Source organism: Algoriphagus sp. (assembly GCF_024305035.1).
GTDB lineage: Bacteria > Bacteroidota > Bacteroidia > Cytophagales > Cyclobacteriaceae > Algoriphagus.
On sequence record NZ_JAMWZB010000039.1, the window covers coordinates 12,498 to 35,677 of the forward strand.

Annotated in this window: 17 protein-coding genes; 11 read left to right on the plus strand and 6 right to left on the minus strand. The window is 42.7% G+C overall.

What is annotated here, in order from left to right; translation table 11 throughout:
* Positions 1–4: 4 nt before the first annotated feature.
* Positions 5–700 carry a response regulator transcription factor gene (locus Q0L00_RS17760; RefSeq protein WP_297338239.1) on the minus strand — a complete coding sequence of 232 codons (696 nt, stop codon included), beginning with the start codon at positions 698–700 and terminating at the stop codon, positions 5–7.
* A complete protein-coding gene (locus tag Q0L00_RS17765) occupies positions 697–2,412 on the minus strand; it encodes a HAMP domain-containing sensor histidine kinase (RefSeq protein WP_297338240.1) in 1,716 nt (571 codons plus the stop codon). The genes Q0L00_RS17760 and Q0L00_RS17765 overlap by 4 nt, the downstream gene beginning before the upstream one ends.
* 196 nt (positions 2,413–2,608) lie before the next feature.
* On the opposite strand from Q0L00_RS17765, the gene lysA reads away from it, so the two are divergent.
* The 5 genes from lysA (at position 2,609) to Q0L00_RS17790 (ending at position 11,079) form a co-directional block, all read left to right on the plus strand.
* Positions 2,609–3,841, plus strand: coding sequence for a diaminopimelate decarboxylase (gene lysA, locus Q0L00_RS17770; protein WP_297338241.1), 1,233 nt, complete (start codon positions 2,609–2,611; stop codon positions 3,839–3,841).
* A 223-nt stretch (positions 3,842–4,064) separates the two neighbouring features.
* Positions 4,065–5,099 (plus strand): type IX secretion system membrane protein PorP/SprF, encoded by a 1,035-nt coding sequence (locus tag Q0L00_RS17775; protein WP_297338242.1) that lies wholly within the window; start codon positions 4,065–4,067, stop codon positions 5,097–5,099.
* A gap of 323 nt (positions 5,100–5,422) precedes the next feature.
* A complete protein-coding gene (locus Q0L00_RS17780) occupies positions 5,423–7,711 on the plus strand; it encodes a T9SS type B sorting domain-containing protein (protein ID WP_297338243.1) in 2,289 nt (762 codons plus the stop codon).
* Between the two features lie 757 nt (positions 7,712–8,468).
* Entirely contained in the window at positions 8,469–9,494 is a 1,026-nt protein-coding gene (locus tag Q0L00_RS17785; RefSeq protein WP_297338244.1) for a type IX secretion system membrane protein PorP/SprF, read from the plus strand.
* 55 nt (positions 9,495–9,549) lie between these two features.
* Positions 9,550–11,079, plus strand: a complete 1,530-nt coding sequence (locus tag Q0L00_RS17790) for a cryptochrome/photolyase family protein (RefSeq protein WP_297338245.1) — start codon at positions 9,550–9,552, stop codon at positions 11,077–11,079.
* 166 nt (positions 11,080–11,245) lie between these two features.
* Here Q0L00_RS17790 and Q0L00_RS17795 read toward each other — a convergent pair whose 3' ends face one another.
* From Q0L00_RS17795 to Q0L00_RS17810, 4 genes are all read right to left on the minus strand, one after another.
* Positions 11,246–12,310: a porin gene (locus Q0L00_RS17795; protein WP_297338246.1), complete on the minus strand. Its 1,065-nt coding sequence runs from the start codon at positions 12,308–12,310 to the stop codon at positions 11,246–11,248.
* The gene (locus Q0L00_RS17800) at positions 12,307–13,227 is read right to left on the minus strand and encodes a mechanosensitive ion channel domain-containing protein (protein WP_297338247.1); all 921 of its coding nucleotides are present in this window, start codon (positions 13,225–13,227) and stop codon (positions 12,307–12,309) included. The genes Q0L00_RS17795 and Q0L00_RS17800 overlap by 4 nt, the downstream gene beginning before the upstream one ends.
* Before the next feature lie 231 nt (positions 13,228–13,458).
* On the minus strand, positions 13,459–14,688 hold the full coding sequence (amt, locus tag Q0L00_RS17805) for an ammonium transporter (RefSeq protein ID WP_297338248.1): 1,230 nt from the start codon (positions 14,686–14,688) through the stop codon (positions 13,459–13,461).
* 30 nt (positions 14,689–14,718) lie between these two features.
* Positions 14,719–15,057, minus strand: a complete 339-nt coding sequence (locus Q0L00_RS17810) for a P-II family nitrogen regulator (protein WP_297338249.1) — start codon at positions 15,055–15,057, stop codon at positions 14,719–14,721.
* A gap of 280 nt (positions 15,058–15,337) precedes the next feature.
* On the opposite strand from Q0L00_RS17810, the gene Q0L00_RS17815 reads away from it, so the two are divergent.
* The 6 genes from Q0L00_RS17815 (at position 15,338) to Q0L00_RS17840 (ending at position 23,069) form a co-directional block, all read left to right on the plus strand.
* Complete coding sequence (locus Q0L00_RS17815) at positions 15,338–16,243, plus strand: sugar phosphate nucleotidyltransferase (RefSeq protein WP_297338250.1); 906 nt, start codon at positions 15,338–15,340, stop codon at positions 16,241–16,243.
* A gap of 168 nt (positions 16,244–16,411) precedes the next feature.
* Positions 16,412–16,588, plus strand: coding sequence for a hypothetical protein (locus Q0L00_RS17820; protein WP_297338251.1), 177 nt, complete (start codon positions 16,412–16,414; stop codon positions 16,586–16,588).
* A gap of 23 nt (positions 16,589–16,611) precedes the next feature.
* A complete protein-coding gene (locus Q0L00_RS17825; protein WP_297338252.1) occupies positions 16,612–17,193 on the plus strand; it encodes a pseudouridine synthase in 582 nt (193 codons plus the stop codon).
* Between the two features lie 225 nt (positions 17,194–17,418).
* Positions 17,419–18,390, plus strand: a complete 972-nt coding sequence (locus Q0L00_RS17830; RefSeq protein ID WP_297338253.1) for a MoxR family ATPase — start codon at positions 17,419–17,421, stop codon at positions 18,388–18,390.
* Between the two features lie 186 nt (positions 18,391–18,576).
* Complete coding sequence (locus tag Q0L00_RS17835) at positions 18,577–20,076, plus strand: hypothetical protein (RefSeq protein WP_297338254.1); 1,500 nt, start codon at positions 18,577–18,579, stop codon at positions 20,074–20,076.
* A gap of 113 nt (positions 20,077–20,189) precedes the next feature.
* Positions 20,190–23,069: a TonB-dependent receptor gene (locus tag Q0L00_RS17840; protein WP_297338255.1), complete on the plus strand. Its 2,880-nt coding sequence runs from the start codon at positions 20,190–20,192 to the stop codon at positions 23,067–23,069.
* Positions 23,070–23,180: the final 111 nt, after the last annotated feature.

Here is a 23,180-nt window from a genome sequence, read left to right on the forward strand (position 1 = left end):
TTTTTTAATTATCGCTTACGATCAGTTTAAACCCTTCTCCGTGGACGGTGATGATTTGTACCGAGGGGTCGTCTTTGAGTAGTTTTCTGATTTTGCTCAGGTAAACATCCATGCTTCTGGCATTGAAGTAACTATCATCTCCCCAAATTTGCTTGAGTGCATGGCTTCGGTTGACCAACTTATTCATCTCGGCAGCCAGGATACGAAGGAGTTCGTTTTCCTTGGAGGTCAGTTTGTTTTTTCCTTTGGGGCCTTCAAGAATCTGCTCATCGTAATGGAGTTTAAATCCACCAAATTCATAAACCTTCAATTGATTGATTTCGCCTGTTTTTTGGGTTCTTCGCAGGATCGCATTTACCCGTAGCAGTAACTCTTCCATACTGAACGGCTTGGTGAGGTAGTCGTCGGCACCGATTTTCAATCCCTCAATGATGTCGTCCTTTTGGTTTTTGGCTGTTAAAAAGAGAATCGGTAAGTCATCTTGTACTTTTTTGATTTCTTTAGCCAGCGTAAAACCGTCCTTTTTTGGCATCATGATATCTAAAAGACAAAGGTCGTATTTGTCTTTTTTGAATTTATTCCAACCTTCTTCTCCATCCCGACAGAGCGTAGGCTCATATCCTTTCATTTCGAGGTATTCTTTGAGGATATCACCCAAGTTTGGGTCATCTTCTACTACTAATAGTTTGGCTTTGCTCATTGTGTTTTGGGTAATTGAATGGTGAATTTACTTCCTTTACCGAGTTCACTTTGGACTGAAATACTTCCTTTATGTGCCTCTAGCATTGTTTTGACATAAGAAAGTCCCAAGCCAAAGCCTTTCACATCATGGATATTTCCTGTGGGGACTCGGTAAAATTTATCGAATATTTTTCGCTGAGCTTCTCGGCTCATTCCGATTCCTTGATCCTGGATACTGACAAAAACCTGATCATTTTCTTCCCAGGCCTTAATTTCAATTTCTGGATTTTCAGGCGAATATTTATTGGCATTATCCAAGAGGTTATTGATAATATGAGTCAGGTGAAAACGATCTCCTTCAATAATTGCTTTCTTCAAGTCATTTTCAAAGACTATTTGTCCCTTTCGTTTTTCGATTTGCAAACTGATATGACTGAGCGTGTCTTCCAAAAGGTCGGATAGGTTGATTTTTTCTAGTTTCAGCTTGAAATCCTTCTTATCTAACGCAGCAGCTTGCAATACGTTTTCCACTTGTGAGACGAGTCGCTTGTTTTCATCCTTAATGATGCCCAAATAGCGATCCCGGAATCGTTCTTGAGATGAAAGCTCCGGGTCCTGAAGCGCTTCCACGGCCAAGCTCACGGTTGCCAATGGAGTCTTGAACTCGTGCGTCATATTATTGATGAAATCGTTTTTGGTGTCTGATAGGGCTTTTTGTCTTAAAATCACCCGAATCGCATAGACGAAACACCAAATAATCACTCCGATAAAAATCAAGGAAGAAGAAATGGGAAGCCAAACTTGCCGGATGACATGGTTGGCTTTTTCGGGAAAGAAAATATAAAGGTAGTTCTCCTTTCCAAATACATCATTGGGAAAAAGTTTGGCCTGTATGCCATATTGAACCAGTCGAAAGGGCTCACTTACCTGTCCAACGGCCATCAAAAGCCCATCATCCTTGAGAATTCCTAATTCAAAATCCTCTAAAATCCCCCGCTCAAGCAGGTGATTTTTTACTAATTTTCGTACCTGAGCTGTATCTAAACGATCTAAAATGGCCATTTGACCAGCAGCTATTTCCTCCCAAGATTTGTTGATAAGATCAATTTTCATGTTTGCCCGACGGATTTTTTCCAACGCATCATCGGAGATTTTGATTTCATTTTCAAACTCGGATTCTGGAATCAAAGAAGGCGAACTATTGAACTGCAGGCTTTCAACCTGGCTAAGAAATTGCAGCTGTCGCTCCTTTTCTTCCAAAAGCACGGCCATTTCATCTGGGGTAAAAATAGTGGACGCTACCTCCGGAGTCATGCGGGCAAAGAACGTTTCCAGTTCGCCCAAAATGGATAGGTCTATTCCTCGGGATTCAAGTATTCTTCGAAACGTATTGCTTACCTCGGGAACTTGCACCATTTTCAGAGTATCCACGATTGATGGTCCTGAGCGGTATTTGGGACGCTGGCGCACTTCAAAATCTATCGGATCGATTTTTTCAAAAACGGATTCTTGCAATGCAGGGTCTCGCATCAATTGGCTTAGAATAACATCGCTGGTTTCTCCTTTTTCCAACTGGTCCACCGTGCTGGCTAGAGCCTGATAGACATCCTGATCAAATCGCTCCTGATTGATTCGGATGGCATTCTTCACCCAATAGTACTGAAAACCCATCAAGCCTAGGCTGGCGATGGACATCAGGACGACGATTAAGGTGATTTTATTTTTGGACATGATACAAATTTACAGCCTTTGGGGGCTAGGCATGGGGGGTTAACAATATTTAACGGGCTGAGGGCAAGGGCCTTGATGTGAATAGGGATACCATAGCCCGTTTTTTCGATTTTTTGAAAGGGGAAAAAGCCAGAAAAGTACTCCATTTGATTCCTTTCGGGGCTATTTTCCTATCTTTGTAAGCAAAATTGAGACCATGTCAGACCAATCAAGACCTACTGCCATCCAAGGCCTTCCTTTAGAAAAAATAGCCCAAGAATTCGGTACCCCACTCTATGTCTACGATGGGCAAAAGATCATAAATCAGGTGAACTCGCTCCAAAATGCTTTTAAGGGAATTCCCTTAAAAATCAAGTATGCCACCAAAGCACTTTCGAACATCAGTATTCTCAAACTGATCAAAAAAGCAGGTGCAGGAGTAGATGCGGTATCCATCGAAGAGGTGCGCTTGGGAATGATGGCTGGGTTTTCACCAGGTGAAATCATGTACACGCCCAGCGGAGTTGGGTTTGATGAAATCAAGGAAGCGGTTAATCTGGGAGTCATGGTCAATCTGGATAGTATTCCCCTGATTCGACAGTTTGGAAAAGAATATGGCGATACCGTGCCGGCTTGTATCCGGATCAATCCGCATATTATGGCCGGTGGAAATATTAAAATTTCTGTGGGTCACAAGGCCAGTAAATTTGGGGTTTCCATCGAATTATTGCCGGAAATTTTGGATGCGGTTCATGAATCTAAAGTCCGGATTGTAGGCCTTCATGTACATACCGGCTCTGATATTTTGGATGCTGAGGTATTTTTAAAAGGGGCAAATGTACTTTTTGACGCGGCTAAAAACTTTCCAGACCTTCAGTTTATTGACTGTGGAGGCGGGTTTAAAGTAGCCTATAAAGCCGGAGACCCTCAAACCGATATCAACGAGGTCGGCGAGAAAGTTTCCAAAGCATTTGAGGAGTTTTGCAGCACCTATGGTAGGCAATTGGAGCTTTGGCTGGAGCCCGGGAAATTTATCGTAAGTGAAAGTGGCTACCTGATTGTACAGGCCAATGTGGTCAAGGAAGCACCAACGGTAACCTTTGTGGGAGTGGACTCTGGGCTGAATCACCTGCTCCGCCCTATGCTTTATGATGCCTATCATGATGTGTACAATCTCAGTAATCCAGAAGGGAAAGAAAGCACGTATTCTGTGGTGGGATATATCTGCGAAACCGATACGATTGCAGCCAATCGTTCGTTGGGAGAAGTAAATCAAGGGGACCTGTTGGTTATCAAAAATGCAGGAGCCTATGGATTTAGTATGGCCTCAAATTACAATTCAAGGTTGAGACCTGCCGAGGTATTGGTTTTTGAGGGGAAAGTTCATTTGATCCGAAAGCGGGAGAATTTTGAAGACTTAATTAAAAATCAAGTAATAATCGATTTATAAGTGGATTTTGCCCCGTATTTATTGCCTTTGGTATAGTTATTGATTTCGTAGGCGAAGCGATAAGGCTTTGCCAGTAAAAGGCGGGTTTTTCGCTAGGTATGAAACCGATCCGATTGTCTCCCCAATCCTAAGCCCTAGTAGTTTCAAAACCTTAAATTCATGTTTAATTTCCTCTAAAGAGGGATAAAAATTATACCTTCGCTAGAGGAAGAGGGGAAAAGCTATGTTGAGGAAAATACTCGGTATGCTACTTATATTGGGCATTGGATTGCAGTCTAAGGCACAGGATGTGCAGTATTCGCAATTCTATGCTGCTCCTTTATACCTCAACCCTGCACTTACCGGAGCGTCTGAACTCACCCGAATAGGAGTTAATTACCGAAATCAATGGCCTGGCTTGGATTACAGTTTCAATTCCTACTCCGCCTACATTGATCATTATAGTTTTGATTATAATTCGGGGATAGGCTTGATTTTTAATGGTAACCGAGAGGGCTTGGCCAATTTATCCACCAATGAAATAGGCTTAAATTATGCCTATCAACTTCAAATTTCAGAAGAAACGTATTTTAGATTAGGTGGCCAAGTTAGTTATATGCAGCGGGATGCTTTTTTCTCAGACCTGGTTTTTGGTACCCAGATTGATATTGTCAACGGAGGAATTGGTGTAATCACCGATGAGTTGGATGGGATTCCCATTGATAGCCGGTATAATTTTGTTGATTTTGCCTTAGGGGGGATGTTTTATACCAAAAATATATGGCTAGGTGCATCCGCCCATCATTTGACTGAGCCTAATGTTTCTTTTGTAGAAGGGCAAATTTCAACACTACCCATGAAGTTGTCTATGCAAGGGGGAATAAAGTTTGACCTAACCGGTGGCCGAAGAGATTATTTTACCCATGCTTATCAAGAGCGGGCGATTTCTTTTGCCTTTAATTACAAACAGCAAGACCCCTTTAATCAGCTTGACATCGGAACCCAAATTTACTTGGACCCCTTGGTTCTTGGTCTTTGGTACCGGGGCCTTCCCACCAAAAACGAACTTCCCAATAATGAATCAGTTATTGGTCTTGTCGGAGTTTCCTTGCCCACTGGACTAGACATTGGTTACTCCTATGATGTGACGGTTTCCAAGCTCAATCAGCGAAATTCCGGTGGGGCCCACGAAATTTCGGTAACCTATTCATTTTTATGGGGTGGGGATCCCAATAAACGTAACCGAAAAGCCCGGCAAATCCCCTGTTTCCGCTATTAATTTGCTGCTTAGCAAAATTTTTTTTGGCGCATCAACTCACAAACAACTAGTTTGAAATCATTTTATCCCTAGAAAAAAGCCGATTCAAGTCAGCATTTTGAAAATGGTTTTTTTTGAGATCAAAAGTCCATTTCCTCATCTTCCTATATGATTTTTATCACAATATAAAATTTTGCTTATTGAAAATTATTCCTGTTATTTTGTTATCAAATAAGGCAAATATCTGATTTTAACAATTAATATTCTGTTTTGACGATACATTATGATGTATTTCAAATACAGTATTAATAGGATAAAAAGAAGATGTTATAGCGACTGGAAAAATGAAAACCCGGGACTACTTCAGAAAATTTCAAATCGCAGCTTTGCTTCTGATTGGAGCATTGTCTTTTGATGCCTTTTCCCAAAAATTAGAAACTCCCGCGAATGCCACCCATCGAGATGGCAATTACGGGGGGATTCAGGTGCAGGTCAGCGGAAAGCTGGCGCTATGTTCTCACTCGGAAAAGGGATTTATTATTTTGGATGTCACCGGCGGGAAAGCTCCCTATACCTTTAAGTGGAATACCAATGAAACTACTCAGAATCGCGACAATCTTAATGCGGGAACCTATACGGTAGAAATCAAGGATTCTAATGGCTTGGTTCATATAGAACGAATTGTGGTTCAGCCTCCCTTTCCTTTGATTTTGGAATCTGTTCAAACTCGAGATGCCTCCTGTGGTTCAGCTAAGGACGGCTATGCCAAAGTTGGAGTAAAAATTGGGAGAGGAGAGCCTTACAAGGTGGTCTGGAGTCATGGACCAGAAGACGTTTGGGAGCTATCAGACCTGAGCGCGGGAACCTATACAGTGGTGGTTTATGATCGGTACAATTGTGATGTGTCCGTATCCTTCGAAATCAAGTCACCAGAAGGGGGTATTAATGTCTCAGAAACGATTGAGGGGATTTCCTGTTCGGCAGAAAATGACGGAAAGATCAACTTAGCCGTCACTGGTGGTGTTGCTCCTTACACCTACAAGTGGAATACCGGAGCCACAAGCAAAGATATTTCTAACTTAAGTGCCGGGAATTATGAGGTAATCATATCTGATTCCCAAGGCTGTTCCTTCTTTGGTTCGTATTCCCTAACGGCTGTAAACCCGCTGGAAATTACCGGCAGTACACTGCCACCGCTATGTAACTCAGCGGATGGGAGCATCAGCCTTTCGGTTTCAGGTGGAACGGCTCCATTTAGTTATTCTTGGAATACTGGCGCGTCTTCTTCGATTTTGGAAAACCTGAGCGCTGGAACTTACACGGTAGTGGTGACCGATGCCAATGGCTGCTCGGTCAGCAATTCCTATTCCCTTTGGGACTCTTCTGATCTCAAAGTGGAAGGCGTGGTTGAGGATGCCAGTTGCCAAGGAAATCCCGATGGTAGGATTGAACTATCCGTCAGTGGGGGCGCTGCCCCTTATACATTTGATTGGTTGCATGGCTCTTCTGATTCCAATTTGACTGAACTCGAACCAGGAGACTATGAGGTGACCGTTCAGGATGCCAAGGGATGTCAGCAAATCCAATCATTTACTGTAGGGGCCAAAACCAGCTTAAAAGCAACTGTCCTCAGCCAGCAAAATCCTTCTTGCTTTGGGGCTTCGGATGGGCAAGCAGAACTGGAAGTGAGTGGAGCAATCGGGGAAATTAAAGTAATTTGGTCGGACGGTGTTGAGGGACCTCTGAAGCGAACCGACCTGAAAGCTGGATCCTATTTAGTTCAAATTTTGGATGAGAACAGTTGTACACTCAATCAATCCTTGAATATTACAAATCCGGTACCCATCCAAGCTCGAATCAGCACTGTATTTGAGACAGATTGCGAGCTAGGGCTAGTCAAAGGAAAAGCGGTACTCACCATTATTGGAGGGAAAGAACCCTATAAAATTAATTGGAATACCGGGGACAAAGACTTGAGAGAAATCCCTGTTTATCAATCCGGAATTTTGCAAGTAAGTATCACAGACCATGCAGGCTGTCAGGCAGAATCGTCCATTAATTTGGATATGCCTGCACAAAGCACCAATCGAGCAAGAGTTTTGGATTTTGAATACCGTAAAGTAGAATTTTCCAATGAACCGAAAGTATTGGTAGGAGAGGAACTGGAGTTTATTTCAGAAATTTCTGAAGATCTGAGAGATTGGACCTGGGATTTTGGAGACGGGATAGTATCCAATGAACGTAATCCGGTTCACGTATTTGACCAAGAGGGGGAATTCCAAGTTACCTTAACTGCCTTTGACCCGCTGGGCTGTCCCATATCTGAAGTTAACGCGGTGCTCGTGACTAATGAGGAAGCCATGATGGTTGTACCCAATGCATTCACCCCAAATGGAGATGCATTGAATGATACGTTTATTCCAAAAATGAAAAGTGTAAATACCTTTAGCTTGGAAATATTCAATATGTGGGGTGAAAAGTTGTTTATCACGACAGATATGGAAAGCAAAGGCTGGGATGGCACTTATCAGGGCAAGCTTGTTCAGCCTGGAAATTATGTCTATCGGATTTTCTACTCAGACCTTAAAGGGCAAGAGTTTACCCTCTCAGGAGGGGTCACCTTAGTCCGGTAAAATTCAATTTGATTCCCCTAAATTAAGCTACTATGAGCTAGCTTTTTTTGTATAAATTATCCAGATTTCGGATAAGGACAGGATTGGATTAAGGTTTTGGTATTCTAGCTTTGTCAAACAGGTTGGAGTCTTGACAGGGTTGAGCTAAGTTTGAAACGCCCATGTTAAGTGCTTGGATTAAATCCAATTGCCTTATCCTAGCTTAAGGTATGGAAGGAAGCTCGAATAAAATTCATAAATTATTCATTTTGAGAGTTTTTGCTTCGTTAAACGTATTCTTGAGGTTCTAAGAACGATTGAGCAGGAAACTTATATACTTATAAAAATGCGTTTGAAATAAATTTTTATATACGTTATTTTCAGCCTAGTTTTTTGAATCATAAGGCGCTTCCTTTTTAGATTTTGTGAGTAAAAAAAAATTAGAAAAATTCAATTTTTTTAAAAAAAAATATTTTAGGCCAATTGATTTTTATAATACCAAATATGTAACTCCTATTTTATTTTTTGTGGAACCTACCAAAAGTATGTTTTCGTAATCAGTCTACTCATTTTCAACAGGTTAATAAGTGATTTTTATCATTTGTAAATCCAAATAATAGTTGCTATTTAACATTGTCAGCTTGGATTATAAGAAGATCATTTTGCTGATTTCATGATGCATAAAATTATATTTCAAAATACAAAGAGCAAAATAAACAATATAAAAATCAAAATAAGGAGTTGTAAATAGAGTATAAAGTCCGCAAAGAAATAAATTATGAAAAAGGTCGTCTTCATATTGATTTTAGTCCTCCTGGGTTTCCAAGGGTACGGTCAGGACGCCCAATATTCACAATTTTATGCAGCCCCGATTTATCTCAATCCGGCGATGACCGGATCTACCGAGATGACTCAGATCGGTGTAAACTTTAGAAATCAGTGGCCGGGCTTGGATCAATCCATAACTTCTTACTCCGCGTATGCTGATCATTATATTTTTGGAGCAAACAGCGGAATTGGAGTGATCGTAAACCGATCTGAGCAAAGCATGGCTAACCTGAGTGTCTCCGAAATCGGGCTGTCTTATGCTTATCGAGCTCGATTAGGTTTCCGTTCTTTCTTGAGATTTGGTGGGCAAGTAAGTTATATGGATCGGGATGCCTATTTTGGAAATATGGTCTTTGGTAGTCAAATCGATGATCAAAATGGTTCGATTGGTGATTTCAGCGGAGAAAATCTCGCCACAGATATGCGTCATCAGTTTGTAGATTACAGCTTCGGAGTACTTTATAACAATGAACATGCTTGGCTTGGGGTTTCAGCTCATCATATTACGCAACCCAATATCTCATTTTTAGAAGGGGATTTCAGTGAATTGCCGATGAAACTTTCCGCGCATGGCGGAGTGAAATTTGATCTTTCCGGCGGAGCTTTCAAGTCTTATTATAATCAAACTTCCGGGGTTCGAGAATTGGCTTTGGCTTTTAATTATAAAAATCAGGGTCCTTTTCAACAATTAGATTTGGGCGCTCAGCTGAATATTCAGCCGTTGGTCTTGGGCCTTTGGTACCGTGGCTTACCCATTTCAGATACGATGGGAACCAATCATGAATCCTTGGTTTCCCTGGTTGGGATTTCATTAGGCAATGGCCTAAATATCGGTTACAGTTACGATTATGTGGTTTCGTCCTTAGCTTCTGCTCAGGTCAGTGGAGCCCACGAAATCAGTATTCGCTTCAGCTTTTTGGCAGGAGATGCTGCAGGAGCTGGAAGAAAATCTTCCATGCCTTGCTTCAAATATTAATTTCTCATAAACAATGATTTCAAAAAGGGGCTTTATCAAGTAAAGTCCTTTTTTTATGGCGAAAATTCTACGTTTGATTTTAGGTGATCAGCTCAACAGCAATCACCCTTGGTTTCGGGAAAAAAATGAGGAAGTAATCTATTTGATGGCTGAAATGCGTCAGGAAACTGATTATGTAACTCATCACATCCAAAAGGTGCTCGCTTTTTTTCTTTCCATGCGGAATTTTGCAGCGCAGCTCCAAGCGGATGGCCACCAGGTCAACTACGTTAAAATCGATGATAAGCACAACCCGCAAGATCTGACGAAATTGATCCATAATTGGATCGAAGAGCTGGAAATTGAGACCTTTGAGTACCAACTTCCTGATGAGTACCGACTTGATCAGCAGCTACAGGAAATTTGCTCCCAGTTGAAAATTAAATTCAAAGCCTACGACACGGAACATTTCCTAACCGACCGGGAATATTTGGCCCAATTTTTCAAAGGAAAAAAGACCTACCTAATGGAATCTTTCTATCGGGAAATGAGACGAAAGTTCAAGATCCTGATGGACGGGAAAGAACCCGTGGAGGGCAAGTGGAATTTTGATCAAGAAAACCGTTCTGCACTCAAGGACAGGCGCCTTCTGTTGAAGCCAAAAACCCATCCCAAATCTGTACAAAGCCTATTTCAAACCCTGAAGGATGCACAACTAAAAACAATTGGAAGCCTCGATCCAGAGCAGTTTGATTGGCCAACCAGCCGAGAGGAGTGCTTGGAGGTTCTGGATTACTTCTGTGAAAAGCTTTTGGTCCATTTTGGAGATTATCAAGATGCTTTAACGACCTGGGATCCCTTTCTTTTTCATTCTCGCCTGAGTTTTGCGATGAATAGTAAAATGCTCTCTCCACTGGAAGTGGTAGAAACGGTCGAAAAATATTGGGAAGGCCATAAAGAGGAAATTTCCATCTCCCAAGTGGAGGGTTTTATTCGGCAAATCATCGGATGGCGAGAATACATGCGCGGCGTATATTGGGCCAAAATGCCTGACTATTCGGAGATGAATTTTTTTGGGCATGAGCGAAAGCTCCCCGAGTGGTTCTGGACAGGGAAAACAAAGATGAAGTGCCTTTCCCATTCCATTGGCCAATCTTTGGATAGGGCCTATGCGCATCATATTCAGCGGCTGATGGTGACAGGAAATTTTGCCTTACTGTCAGGGATTCATCCCGATGAGGTGGATCAATGGTATTTGGGAATATACATCGATGCCATTGAATGGGTAGAAATCACCAATACGCGAGGCATGTCCCAATTTGCAGATGGTGGGATTGTCGGAACCAAACCTTATGTCTCCTCGGCAAATTACATCAAAAAACAGGGTAACTATTGTGATCACTGCGCTTACAACCCTAAGGAAAAGGTCGGTGAAAAAGCTTGTCCATTCAATAGTTTGTATTGGCATTTTTACGATCGAAATCGGGATAAATTGGAAAATAACCCCCGTATCGGCATGGCTTATCGTACTTGGGATAAAATGAAAAATAAGCAGGAAATCCTTGATCAGGCAGAAAAGTATCTCAATGATATCGATTCCCTCTAAGCTGGATGATGCCTAAAAATCTACAGTGAGCATTCTAGGCGAAATTAAATCAAGCCACTGATGAGGGAGGCATCACGCCCTTGCAGCGATTGAGCTAACAGCAGCAAAACAATTCATTTTGAAGCGGTTTGGGCTTGTCATAGGAAGTCCCATGCCTCGTTTTGGTTTAATCAATTTTAAAAGCAAGCGAGCCGAGTAAAAAGTAATTTTCTGAATTTCCATCACCCATGCCCAGTTCCGGACCGGTCAACCAGCGTCCTTCCAAGCGAAAAGTTGCGGTTTTGAAGGCTTTCCAGTCTCCATTCAGCGAAAAGCCGCTAGTTTTGATTCCCTGATCGGTTAGACTCATAGAAATCGCTTGAAAGGGATCGTTGTAATGCTCAACCCGAAAAGCTGAGGCGAATTTTTCGGAAAACTGCTTTTGCAGGATTGCGGAGCCTCCCCACCAGTTTCGATCAAAGTCGAAGGGGAGTGTACGTCTTCCTCCATCCAATCCAGCAATCAAGCGCCAACCTTTTCCTAGTGTAAAATCTCCGTAGAAATTAGTAAAATAGAGCATCGTTTCCGTTTCCAAAGGCTGGTCGGTTCCCAAAAATGTGCTCCAGTTTAAGGTGGTGTTTTCCGAGGGTGAGTAGGTAGCCTGAGTCCCAAATGAAGGGATATTTCGGCCAGGGATCGCTCGGATTCGTTGCCATCCATTCAGGTATAAAATGGCAAAATACCAATGTTCATTCTTCTCCCAACTCAAGCGAAGGCCCGTTTCAAAGTAGGGGCTATTTTCTGCAATAATGGATCGGGAAAGACTGAGGTTTTCCGTGGAAACAGCATTTTCAAATCCTATGTGAGAAGGCAGGACGCCTGCATCTAGCCAAAGGGTTTTATTTCGGTCAATGGCCAGGCCTACATTGGCCTGATGAATCCATTTTAAAAGTGCCGGTTCGTTGGCGTAATTGTCTCTGGGGTAAGTGCCTTGCTGTATACCCAGATTCGCCCGAAGAAAATCCGATCTCAGGTTTACCGAGAACAGCGCTAAATTAACTCCCAGCCTATTTTGCTTCGTATGATTATAAAGAAAAGGGAGTCTTTGTTCTAGACCCATGCGATCCACAAAATCGTATCCATAATACAGATCCAAAAATCCGGAAAACTCAACTTCAAAGGTGTTTTTTTCTTCTTGGCCAAAAGAGGGGACCGCCCAAAAAAAGAGGGAAATCCAGATTAGTTTTCTCATGATTTTTGTTCTCCTTCCAAGATAATGCGGGTTCGAGGAAGTGCTTCGGGATAACTTTTTTGTAAAAATTCAATCATTTTTTCCCGTACATGTACACGCAGGTCCCAAGCCGTCGGGGAATTTCTGGCTGAGACCAAAATACGGATTTCCACTGTTCGCTCTTTAGCGTCAGTGACTTGAAGAACTTTTGTTTTCTTGTCCCATAAGGTAGTATTTGCCAAGATTTGATCAAGCTGCTGGCGAAGTGCATCAAAAGGCACGCTGTAATCGGTGTACAAAAATACCGAGCCAATGATATCGGCCGAGGTCCGTGTCCAGTTTTGAAAGGGGTTCTCCAAAAAATAGGTGGTGGGTAAAACAAGACGGCGCTGATCCCAAATGCGGACCACCACATAGGTCAAGTTAATTTCTTCGATCCAGCCCCATTCTCCTTCCACTACTACCGCGTCGTCTAATCTAAAGGGCTGTGCAAAAGCGATCTGAATCCCAGCAATCAGAGCTCCAATGGCTTTTTGGGCAGAAAAACCAATGATAATCCCAGCTACGCCCGCAGAGGCAAAAACGCCAACTCCGATTTTTCGAATGGGTTCAAAAGAGATTAATATCAATCCAATTCCCAATACGACAAGGATGAAATTGATAATTTTTTGAAGGATATTGATTTGAGTATAGATTTTTCTAGCCCGGAGGTTATCCTCTTTGCTGATGTCATATTGTTTGAGAAAAATTGCTTTCAATATTCCGGTAAAGGCCAGAAGACACCAAGTAAAACCAGAGATAATCAAGATCGTATTGGCATGGGGCAACCAAGCCCAAACCCCCTGCCAAGCGGCCGAATCTTCTTTAAAGTAAAGTTTGGCAATCACCAAACAAACCGTCACCACAAGTGGAAGGATCAATCGCCGATAAATTTTCATAGAAAAAATGATTAGAAAGAACTTAAGGTACTAAAGGAATGGATTTAAACAAAAAAAGGCAGATTAGGGCATTGGTCTTTTTCCTAACCCCAAATCTTAATTTCTACACAGGACTAACTAAAACCGGGTTTTTCACCTTTAGGATTAAGCCCCACCTGAGCCCAATTGAAAAAAGTGAGGGTCCATTCCCTCACTTTTGGGTTGGTGGTACATGGAATAGATGACAGACCATTAGTCCTTACTAGCAAAATCCGGATAAGCTCGCATCCCGTGTTCATTTATATCGAGCCCTTCGATTTCTTCTTTTTGATCAACCCGAATGCCGATTGACTTTTTGAGTGTAAACAGGATGATTCCCGCGAACAGAAAGCAGAAAACTCCCACTGCTCCTACGCCGATTAATTGGGAAATAAATTGATTCCACCCGGCTAATTCCCCAAAAATCCCTACCGCAAGTGTTCCCCAAATACCTCCGATCAGGTGAACTGAGATCGCACCTACCGGGTCATCAATTTTGATTTTGTCAAACAGAACCACTCCAAAGACAATTAATCCCCCACCGATGAATCCGATGATCGCTGACTCCCCGACACCCATCTGATCTGCCCCAGCTGTTATTCCAACTAATCCTGCTAGGATGCCATTGAGGACCATCGTAATGTCATAGGATTTGAACTTGAGATAGGAAACCATCAAAGCGCCAAAAGCTCCTGCTGAGGCTGCAATGGAAGTGGTTACAAATACCCTCGAGACTGCACCTGGATTTGCGCTGAGGACCGAGCCCCCATTGAATCCAAACCAACCAAACCAAAGTAAAAACACTCCAAAGGTGGCCAAAGGTAGATTATGTCCAGGAATCGCATTCATGCCGCGCTCGGTATATTTTCCGATTCTCGGACCCAATAAATAAGCTCCGATCAAAGCACCCCAACCGCCGACCGAGTGGACGATGGTGGATCCGGCAAAATCATAAAATGGGGTGTCCAGGGTATTGAGAAATCCTCCTCCCCATTTCCACATGCCTACAATGGGATAGCAGATCGAAACGTAGAGAATTGAAAAGAAGATAAAAGGTCCTAATTTGATCCGTTCTGCTACTGCTCCCGAAACGATTGTGGCTGCCGTTGCAGCAAACATAGCCTGGAAAATGAAATCGGTGAAATAGGTATATCCCGCGTTGTAATTGGAGGAATCCCAGCCCTCAGGCAGATGTAAACCAAATCCGGCAAAGCCAACAAAAGATCCCTCAAATCCTGCTCCTGGATACATGAGGTTGAAGCCTACCAGTGCGTAGGTTAAAATCCCGATGGCTGGAATGATGGTGTTTTTAAAAAGAATGTTGACCGTATTTTTGGCACGAGTCAGGCCGGCTTCCAGACTGGCGAAGCCCAAATGCATGATGAAGACCAGAATTGTGGCAACCATCATCCATAAATTATTGACAGTAAATAGTTCTTGCATGGGTGTAAATAGGTTCGGTAGTTTGAGCGATTAAAGGGCCTTTTCTCCAGTATCCTGATTTCGGATTCGATAGGCTTCTAAGACGTCGAAGACAAAGATTTTCCCATCTCCTATTTCGCCGGTTTTCCCTTCTTTTAGAATGCATTGGATGACAGCGTCTTTGAGTTCGTCTGGTACGACAATCTCCAGTTTGGTTCTGGGGATATAAGCTGGTTCATACGATACTCCCCGATACATTTCCTGCCGGGCATGTTCAAATCCCATCCCTTTAATCTCATAAAAAGAGAGGAATTTGACACCCAAGCCGGAGATGCAAGCATGGATCTGTTCAAAGCGCGATGTTCTGATAATCGCTTCAATTTTTTTCATTTTGTCAATCAGGTTTGAGAATTGTTGGGAATTTGGCATGAAAGTAATTCAAAAAATGAAGAAATTTCAAATTATGGGTAAAAAAATATCCTGCTTCGCATCATAGTATCTAATATTTGAGGAAACTAGGTGTTTTTTGAAGCCATATTTTGATTCAAAGGACTCATAAAAGTAGAATATAGGTTAAAAAATAAAGTGAATAGATGGAGAATGAAATTTGTCTTGCCTTGTACCCCGAATCATTTCGATTAATTTTGCTTCGTTTTCAAAAAATAATTTCATGATTCAAAAACCAACACTACTCGTTTTAGCTGCCGGAATGGGAAGCCGCTATGGCGGCAACAAGCAAATAGACGGCTTTGGCCCCAATGGAGAGACGATTTTAGAATACTCGATATACGATGCGATCCGAGCGGGCTTTGGCAAGGTGGTTTTTATTGTTCGTGAGGAAATTTTGGAAGTAGCCAAAGAAAAGTTTTTACCCAAGCTCGAGGGGAAAATCGAGGTGGATTGGGTAATACAATCCTTAGATAGTTTTGTTCCCGCTGAGCTGAAACAAGCCGATCGGAAGAAACCCTTTGGTACTGCTCATGCGGTTCTTTGTGCCAAAGATGCGGTGAACGAACCTTTTGCGGTGATTAATGCGGATGATTTTTATGGAAAAGAAGCATTTGAGGTACAGGCAAAATTTCTGACCCATGAGGTAAAACCGGAACTGCATTCCATGGTCGGATATGCAATTCAAAATGTCCTTTCTGAAAACGGAACAGTTAGCCGGGGAGTCTGTACAACCAACTCTAAAGGACAGCTGATCGGAATGGTGGAGCGCACTTCCATTGCTCGTGAAGGAGATAAAATCATTAGCCGAGGAGAGGGAGAAACAATTGAGATTGCTGAAAATACGCCCGTATCTATGAATTTCTGGGGTTTTCATCCAGGGGTTTTTGCCGATATTGAGCAGATGTGGAAGGAATTCCTTCCTGCCAACCTGGAAAATCTCAAATCCGAATTTTATATTCCTACCGTAGCCAATAATCTCATTCAGGAAAATAAAGCAGCTTTTGAAATATTACCGGGAGGGAAAACCTGGTTTGGGGTAACCTATACCGAAGATAAGCCTATTGTCATCGACTCCTTGAAAAGGATGCATGCATCGGGAGAATATCCTGAAAAACTTTGGAATTGATCAAAGAGGCTTCGGCCTCTTTTTTTTGGACTCATTGAATGGACTTGGTTTCCAAAGGGTTTGAAATTGGAATTATTTTTGTCGAATTTTTAACAGAAAAAGAGGAACTTCTTTTCCTTTCTTCCTATTTTGAATGTTCAATCCCTTTAACCCTTAAATCATGTTTTTATGAGCGAAGTACAACTGAAGGAACTCGAATCCCAGATTGCCGAATTGAAAAGCCAATTGACAGGCGACATGTTTCAGGACATGGATGTACGGGATCAAATCCACAATCTTGAAATGAAACTCAAGGGCGTCAAGCCCATGGATTCCAGCATCGATTGTGTAGGCTGCGGAAGTTAATTTAAGTTTTGGCACAGTACTTTATGAGTTACAAACCCTACGGGGTCTTGAGCCAATTCAGCGGGGAGGGGCAGACACTGGCCTCTCTTTTTCATTTTCCCAAGACGGTTTATCCCGTTGGTCGTCTGGACAAGGACAGCGAGGGACTGTTGATTCTTACCGATGACAAATGGCTTAATAACCAACTTTTGAATCCAAGATTCGGTCATGAGCGAACTTACCTGGTTCAGGTGGAAGGAACTCCCAATCAGGAAGGCCTAGGGCAACTTCAAAAAGGGGTGCAAATCAAGGTGGATGGAAAAATGTACCGGACCAAACCTGCGATTGCTAAAATCCCTGAGTCTATCCCTGCTTTGCCCGATCGAGATCCGCCGATTCGCTATCGCAAGAATGTTCCCGATACGTGGATCAGCCTGACCTTGATTGAGGGGAAAAACCGTCAAGTCCGGAAAATGACCGCAGCAGTAGGATATCCAACGTTGCGTCTGGTTAGATGGTCCATTGGGCGATTGACAATTGAGGGTTTTCAAGCCGGTGAAGTGCGAGAGATGGCCCAGGAGGAGATTTACAAGCTAGTGGGATTGAGTGGATTTCGAAGAAAGTAAGGTCTTCGCTCAAAATCAGAGATAGGAAAAAAGAATGGATTGTTTTTGATTTCAGGTCTGCAGGCCTACCTCATAGCCAACTTAGCCAAACCAGATTTAGCCCTTCCTTCTTAAAAATTCCTAAAAAACCATCTGACCTTCGGGCATTACCGCTTCTAAGAATTAAGATTGTGATCGGGATAAAATATCCTATTTTAGGAGGATTAAAAGCTAAAAAAAAGCTCCATGCATCAGGAAAAAATCGCAACCGTAATAGAGGAAGTCAGAAAAGTTGTTGTCGGACAGGAACGAATGGTCAACCGATTGTTGATCGGACTTTTCACCAATGGCCATATTTTATTGGAAGGTGTTCCGGGTTTGGCGAAAACACTGACGGTCAATACGCTGGCCAAAGTCCTCCATTTGGATTTTAACCGAATTCAGTTTACGCCGGATTTGCTTCCTTCTGACTTGATCGGAACGATGATTTACAATCAGCAAAACGGGGATTTTGAGGTAAAGAAAGGACCCATTTTCTCCAATTTGATTTTAGCAGATGAGGTTAACCGATCTCCGGCTAAGGTGCAGTCAGCACTTTTGGAAGCAATGCAGGAGAAGCAAGTCACCATCGGTGAGACTACCTTTCCCCTCGATCGTCCATTTTTGGTGTTGGCTACCCAAAATCCGGTGGACCAAGAAGGAACGTATCCTTTGCCCGAAGCGCAAGTCGATCGATTTATGATGAAAGTACACATCGAATATCCAAGCAAAGCCGATGAAATGGAAGTCATGCGCCGAATGGCCAATATGTCCTTCAGCTCGGAAGTCAATGCGATTTTATCCAAGCAGGACATTTTTGATATTCGAAATCAAATCAACGAAATCAAAATCGCAGAGCCACTCGAAGAATACATCATCGAATTGGTTTTTGCCACTCGTTTTCCGGAGCAATATGGATTAAAGAATGAGGCGAAGTATATCCAGTTTGGAGTTTCTCCAAGAGCCAGTATTAATTTGAATTTGGCTTCAAAGGCGGTAGCCTACATGGATGGAAGAGATTATGTATTGCCTGAAGACATCAAAGAAATCGCAGAAGACGTACTTAATCACCGGATTATTTTGAATTATGAAGCGGAAGCTGACAATATTAACACCCGTGATCTGGTAAAAATTTTATTGGAAAAAGTACCAATTAATAAGTCGGTAACATTCAAATAACATTAAAACGAGTAAAATGAGGCTTTCGGTAAGGGAAGCCTTTTTTTTTGTTCATTTTGTTAATTCAGTATTAAATTCTGAATTGAATTTTAAAAAAAGCATAATTCGAATAATTCTCTTGTGGGTTAAAATTGAGTCAGTTTTGTAGCGTCGATAAAGGCAAAACCATAACTCAATTTATAAACCATGAAAAAGTTTAATTACCTATTCTTACTTTTCGCAGCCATTACCCTTGGCTTCACGAGCTGTGAAGATGATCCCGAGCCAGATAATGGTGTGACCATTTCTGGAATTCCTGCTACTGCTTCTATCGAAGCTGGAGGGACATTGGGGCCCGTAACCGCTACTGCAACTGCTCCTGATGGATTAGCACAATTGGTAATCACGAAAGACGGAGCAAATTTCGCTACCGTTCCCTTGACTGGAACTACCGCTTCTCAGGAATTTTCTTATACCGCAGAAGAAGCTGATGCTGGAAATAGCGTTGTTTTCGAATTCACTGTAACCGATGTGGATGGAGACCAAGCAACTGCCACTCACGTGTTGAACGTAGGTGTGGATCAAACTGAATTCAGAATTGAATCCAACATTACAGAAGATCAAACTTGGGAAACTGGAAACACTTACATTCTTGGCGGTAGAATTGCAGTAGAGGCTGGTGCTACGCTTACCATCGAAGAAGGTGTCGTAGTAAAAGGTGAAGTAGGAACTGGTGCGAACGCAACTGCTCTTATCATCGCTAGAGGTGCTACTTTAAATGCAAACGGAACAGCTAACGCGCCTATCATTTTTACTTCGATTGCCGATGAGATTCAACCCGGTGAAATTGTTTCTCCAAACTTGGATCCAGATCTTTCTGGGCTATGGGGTGGATTGTTGATCTTGGGTAATGCACCAGGCTCATTCGGAGGAGACGTTTCTGAACTTCAAATCGAAGGTATCCCACCCTCTGACGCAAATGGTCTTTATGGAGGTGATGTAGCTGATGACAACTCCGGAACGATCTCTTACATCTCTATCCGTCACGGTGGTGCTAACATCGGTGAAGGAAATGAAATCAACGGTTTAACTCTTGGTGGAGTAGGTTCTGGAACCACCATCGAAAACGTAGAAGTTATTGCTAACCAAGATGATGGAATCGAGTGGTTTGGCGGTACAGTAAATGTAACCAACGCAGTGGTTTGGAATTCTGGTGACGATGCGCTTGACACAGACCAAGCTTGGGCTGGAACTATGGATAACTTTATCCTTATCTGTGGAGGCGAAACGGATCACGCAATGGAAATTGATGGACCTGAAGGTTCTTTCAATGCAGCTCACACCCTAACCAATGGTTCGGTAAAAGGGAATGATGTTTCTGAATTAGGTGACTTCAGAGATGGAGCGAGAGGTACATTCTCTAATATTTACTTCTTCGGATTTGCAAATCCTGCCGATACTGAAGGCCGTGGAGATCTATCAATCAGCGGAGATGTTTCGCTTGCCAACTTCCAAGGTGGTGTTTTGAATTTTGCAAACCTTGAAATTACTTTGGCTGAAGGAACCTCCTTGACCGATGTATTCAAAAGTGGTACAGACGCTGAAGCTTCTGCGGTAGCAGCTGGAGCCAATACAGTAGGAGCTGACAAAGCACCATTTGCTGGATGGTCTTGGGCTGATGTCGCCGGAGAATTGGCTGACTTCTAATCATGATTTAAGCTAAATAAAAGGAAGGAAGGTCTTGCAAGGAACTTCCTTCCTTTTCTTATAAAATTGAATCACTCATTTGCTGTATGAAAAATCAAACAACCCATTCGTTCATGAAACGAATTTTCATCTTTGGCCTGCTTCTGATTTCCCAATTGATGGCGGGCTATTCCTTCGCTCAAAAAGGCACCCTTCGCGGAGCTATTTACGAAGAGGCTACTGGAGAGCCCTTATTTGGTGTCTCCGTACTGGTCAAAGAACTCGGTATCGGAGCCGTCACTGATTTTGACGGGAAATTTGAAATCCAAGCCGAACCGGGAACTTACACCTTACAGATATCTTACCTCTCTTATTCGACTGTAGAATTGACTGCCGTAGAGATCAAAGGAGGGGAAGTAACAGTACTAAATGATGTTTTGATGGCTGAAGAAGCCTCCGAATTGGAAACAGTAACCATCGCAGCAGCGGCAATTCGAACTACCGAAAATGCTTTGATGTCCGTCAAGCGAAATGCTCCAAACCTAATGGATGGGATTTCGGCCAGTACGTTTAGACAAATTGGTGACGGTGATGCAGCTGGCGCAGTAAAACGAGTAACCGGAGTTTCCATTGAAGGGGGTAAGTATGTCTATGTTCGTGGTCTGGGAGACCGATACACCAAAACCGTCCTCAATGGCGTGGATGTTCCAGGGCTTGATCCGGACAGAAACACCATTCAAATGGATATTTTTCCAACTAATGTGATCGATAATATCATTGTTTCCAAGTCATTTTCTGCGGATCTACCTGCTGACTTTACAGGGGGTGTAGTCGATATTGCTACCAAAGATTTTCCTGAGGAGCGATCCATGAAATTAGGTGTATCCGGAGGATTTAACCCTTCGATGCACTTCAACAGCAACTATATCAAATACGATGGAGGTAAAAATGACTGGCTGGGATTTGACGATGGGTCAAGGGCTATTCCTACGGGAGGAAGAACAGACATTCCTTCTTATGGGGATGTGGTAGGGAATCCAAACAGCGCTGCTGGTGCAGAATACCAATCCATTTTGGGATCTTTCAACAAAACGTTGGCAGGATACCGTACCAATAGCTTGATGGATATGGGATTAAGCTTTTCCCTAGGAGATCAGCTGGCTAGAGAGAAAGTAACCTGGGGATATAACTTTGCCCTGACTTACAAAAACGAAACGGAATTTTACCAAGACGCTGAATTTAATCTCTATGCCAAACCCCGTGAATCGACTGAACGAGAACTAGAGCCACTCGAAAGACAAATGGGTGACTATGGCGTTAACAATGTAATGCTGGGCGGAATGGCCGGGATCGCTATGAAAACTGATGCCTCTAAGTTTCGATTAACCTATCTGCACTTGCAAAATGGAGAATCCAAAGCCGGGGAATTTGATTTTGTCAATACCAACTTGGGAGCCAATTTTGAAGCCAAGCAGTATAATATTGAATACAGTGAGCGGTCGTTAAGAAGTATTTTGTTGGGAGGGTCTCATTACTTGAAAGGAAATCAGTGGGAAATTGACTGGAAAGTTGCTCCTACTTTATCCACCATGGATGATCCGGATATTCGATTTACTCGATTCCGGTTGCCAAACAACACAGTTTCTACCGAGGTAGGCTTGCCCACCAGAATTTGGAGAGAGCTCGAAGAAATGAATTTGGTAAGCAAGGTAGATTTGACTCGCCGAATTACAGCATTCCAGTCTGAAGGGAAACTTCGATTCGGAGGTAGCTATGTCATGAAGGATCGAGATTTCAATATTCAGACCTTCCAGTTTGCTACAGGAAATACCGATTTATCCGCTGGAGACCCCAATGCTATTTTGGATCCTGAAAATCTTTTCTCAGCTAATAACAGAAACGGTGTTCGCTACAATCCGGACTTTATTCCAATTAACCCGAATGAATACCAGTCTGATTTGACAAATGTGGCGGGTTATGTTTCTGCCGAATTAAACCCGATTGATCGGTTAAAAGCTATCGCTGGAGTTCGGGTAGAAAAGTACACGCAATATTATACTGGAACCAACCAGGGAGCGACCATCGTTTTTGATAATGAGAAAGTATTGGATGATTTGGATTTCTTCCCTACCCTGAATTTGGTATATGGATTAAAAGACAATCAAAACCTTCGTCTTTCTGCTACTCGCACCATCGCTAGACCTTCATTTAAGGAGCTATCTTATGCTGAGATTTTGGATCCAATTACCGGCAGAACCTTCATCGGGGGCTTATTCCCTGAGACTACGAATGGGGGAACGGAAATCCTTTGGGATGGTAATTTGACTGCCACGCGAATCAATAACTTTGACTTAAGATGGGAATCTTTCCAAGAAAGGGCTCAGATGGTTTCTGTCAGTGCCTTCTACAAATCCTTTGATAAGCCAATCGAAATCGTTCAGTTTCTCTCCGATCCGGGATCCTTCCAGCCTCGTAACGTAGGTCGGGGTACGGTGATGGGAGTAGAGCTCGAGTTAAGAAAATCCTTGGCTTTCCTCGCTCCAGCTTTGGAAAATTTCATGTGGAATACCAACTTGACGGTGACCGAATCTCAAATCAAAATGTCTGAATCAGAGTTTAGGTCCAGATCTTTGACGGCTAGAGAAGGCGAAACTGTATCCGATACACGGGATATGGCTGGTCAAGCACCTTACATCATCAATACTGGATTGTCTTACCTAAATTACCTTACTGGATTTGAGGCAGGCGTGTTCTACAATGTGCAGGGACCTACCTTGAACTTTGTAGGGTTTGGAAATAGAACTGATACTTACACCGTTCCTTTCCACAGTTTGAACTTGAACATCAACAAGTCTTTTGGAGCTGATGAGCGGATCCAAGCCAACCTGGGAGTAGAGAACTTATTGAATGACAAGCGGGAAGTGGTCTTCAGTAGCTACGAAGCTCAGGACCAAATTTTCACCCGACTGGCACCAGGAACCCGAGTGAAATTTGGATTTACCTTCTCATTCTAAAGAAAGAATAAATCTAGCATCTAAGCCTCCAAATGTTAATTTGGAGGCTTTTTTGGTGTGTGCCGTGCATGGCAATCGACTAGGTGGTGTAAGTCCACTGTGGGGGTATGT

Bases quoted from the DNA above. Each gene is read 5' to 3' on its own strand.
- Q0L00_RS17780 (WP_297338243.1), top strand. From the start codon at position 5,423: ATGAAAACCCGGGACTACTTCAGAAAATTTCAAATCGCAGCTTTGCTT.
- Q0L00_RS17815 (WP_297338250.1), top strand. From the start codon at position 15,338: ATGATTCAAAAACCAACACTACTCGTTTTAGCTGCCGGAATGGGAAGC.
- Q0L00_RS17810 (WP_297338249.1), bottom strand. From the start codon at position 15,057: ATGAAAAAAATTGAAGCGATTATCAGAACATCGCGCTTTGAACAGATC.
- Q0L00_RS17835 (WP_297338254.1), top strand. From the start codon at position 18,577: ATGAAAAAGTTTAATTACCTATTCTTACTTTTCGCAGCCATTACCCTT.
- Q0L00_RS17830 (WP_297338253.1), top strand. From the start codon at position 17,419: ATGCATCAGGAAAAAATCGCAACCGTAATAGAGGAAGTCAGAAAAGTT.
- Q0L00_RS17775 (WP_297338242.1), top strand. From the start codon at position 4,065: ATGTTGAGGAAAATACTCGGTATGCTACTTATATTGGGCATTGGATTG.
- Q0L00_RS17765 (WP_297338240.1), bottom strand. From the start codon at position 2,412: ATGTCCAAAAATAAAATCACCTTAATCGTCGTCCTGATGTCCATCGCC.
- Q0L00_RS17785 (WP_297338244.1), top strand. From the start codon at position 8,469: ATGAAAAAGGTCGTCTTCATATTGATTTTAGTCCTCCTGGGTTTCCAA.
- Q0L00_RS17820 (WP_297338251.1), top strand. From the start codon at position 16,412: ATGAGCGAAGTACAACTGAAGGAACTCGAATCCCAGATTGCCGAATTG.
- lysA (WP_297338241.1), top strand. From the start codon at position 2,609: ATGTCAGACCAATCAAGACCTACTGCCATCCAAGGCCTTCCTTTAGAA.
- amt (WP_297338248.1), bottom strand. From the start codon at position 14,688: ATGCAAGAACTATTTACTGTCAATAATTTATGGATGATGGTTGCCACA.
- Q0L00_RS17795 (WP_297338246.1), bottom strand. From the start codon at position 12,310: ATGAGAAAACTAATCTGGATTTCCCTCTTTTTTTGGGCGGTCCCCTCT.
- Q0L00_RS17825 (WP_297338252.1), top strand. From the start codon at position 16,612: ATGAGTTACAAACCCTACGGGGTCTTGAGCCAATTCAGCGGGGAGGGG.
- Q0L00_RS17790 (WP_297338245.1), top strand. From the start codon at position 9,550: ATGGCGAAAATTCTACGTTTGATTTTAGGTGATCAGCTCAACAGCAAT.
- Q0L00_RS17840 (WP_297338255.1), top strand. From the start codon at position 20,190: ATGAAACGAATTTTCATCTTTGGCCTGCTTCTGATTTCCCAATTGATG.
- Q0L00_RS17760 (WP_297338239.1), bottom strand. From the start codon at position 700: ATGAGCAAAGCCAAACTATTAGTAGTAGAAGATGACCCAAACTTGGGT.
- Q0L00_RS17800 (WP_297338247.1), bottom strand. From the start codon at position 13,227: ATGAAAATTTATCGGCGATTGATCCTTCCACTTGTGGTGACGGTTTGT.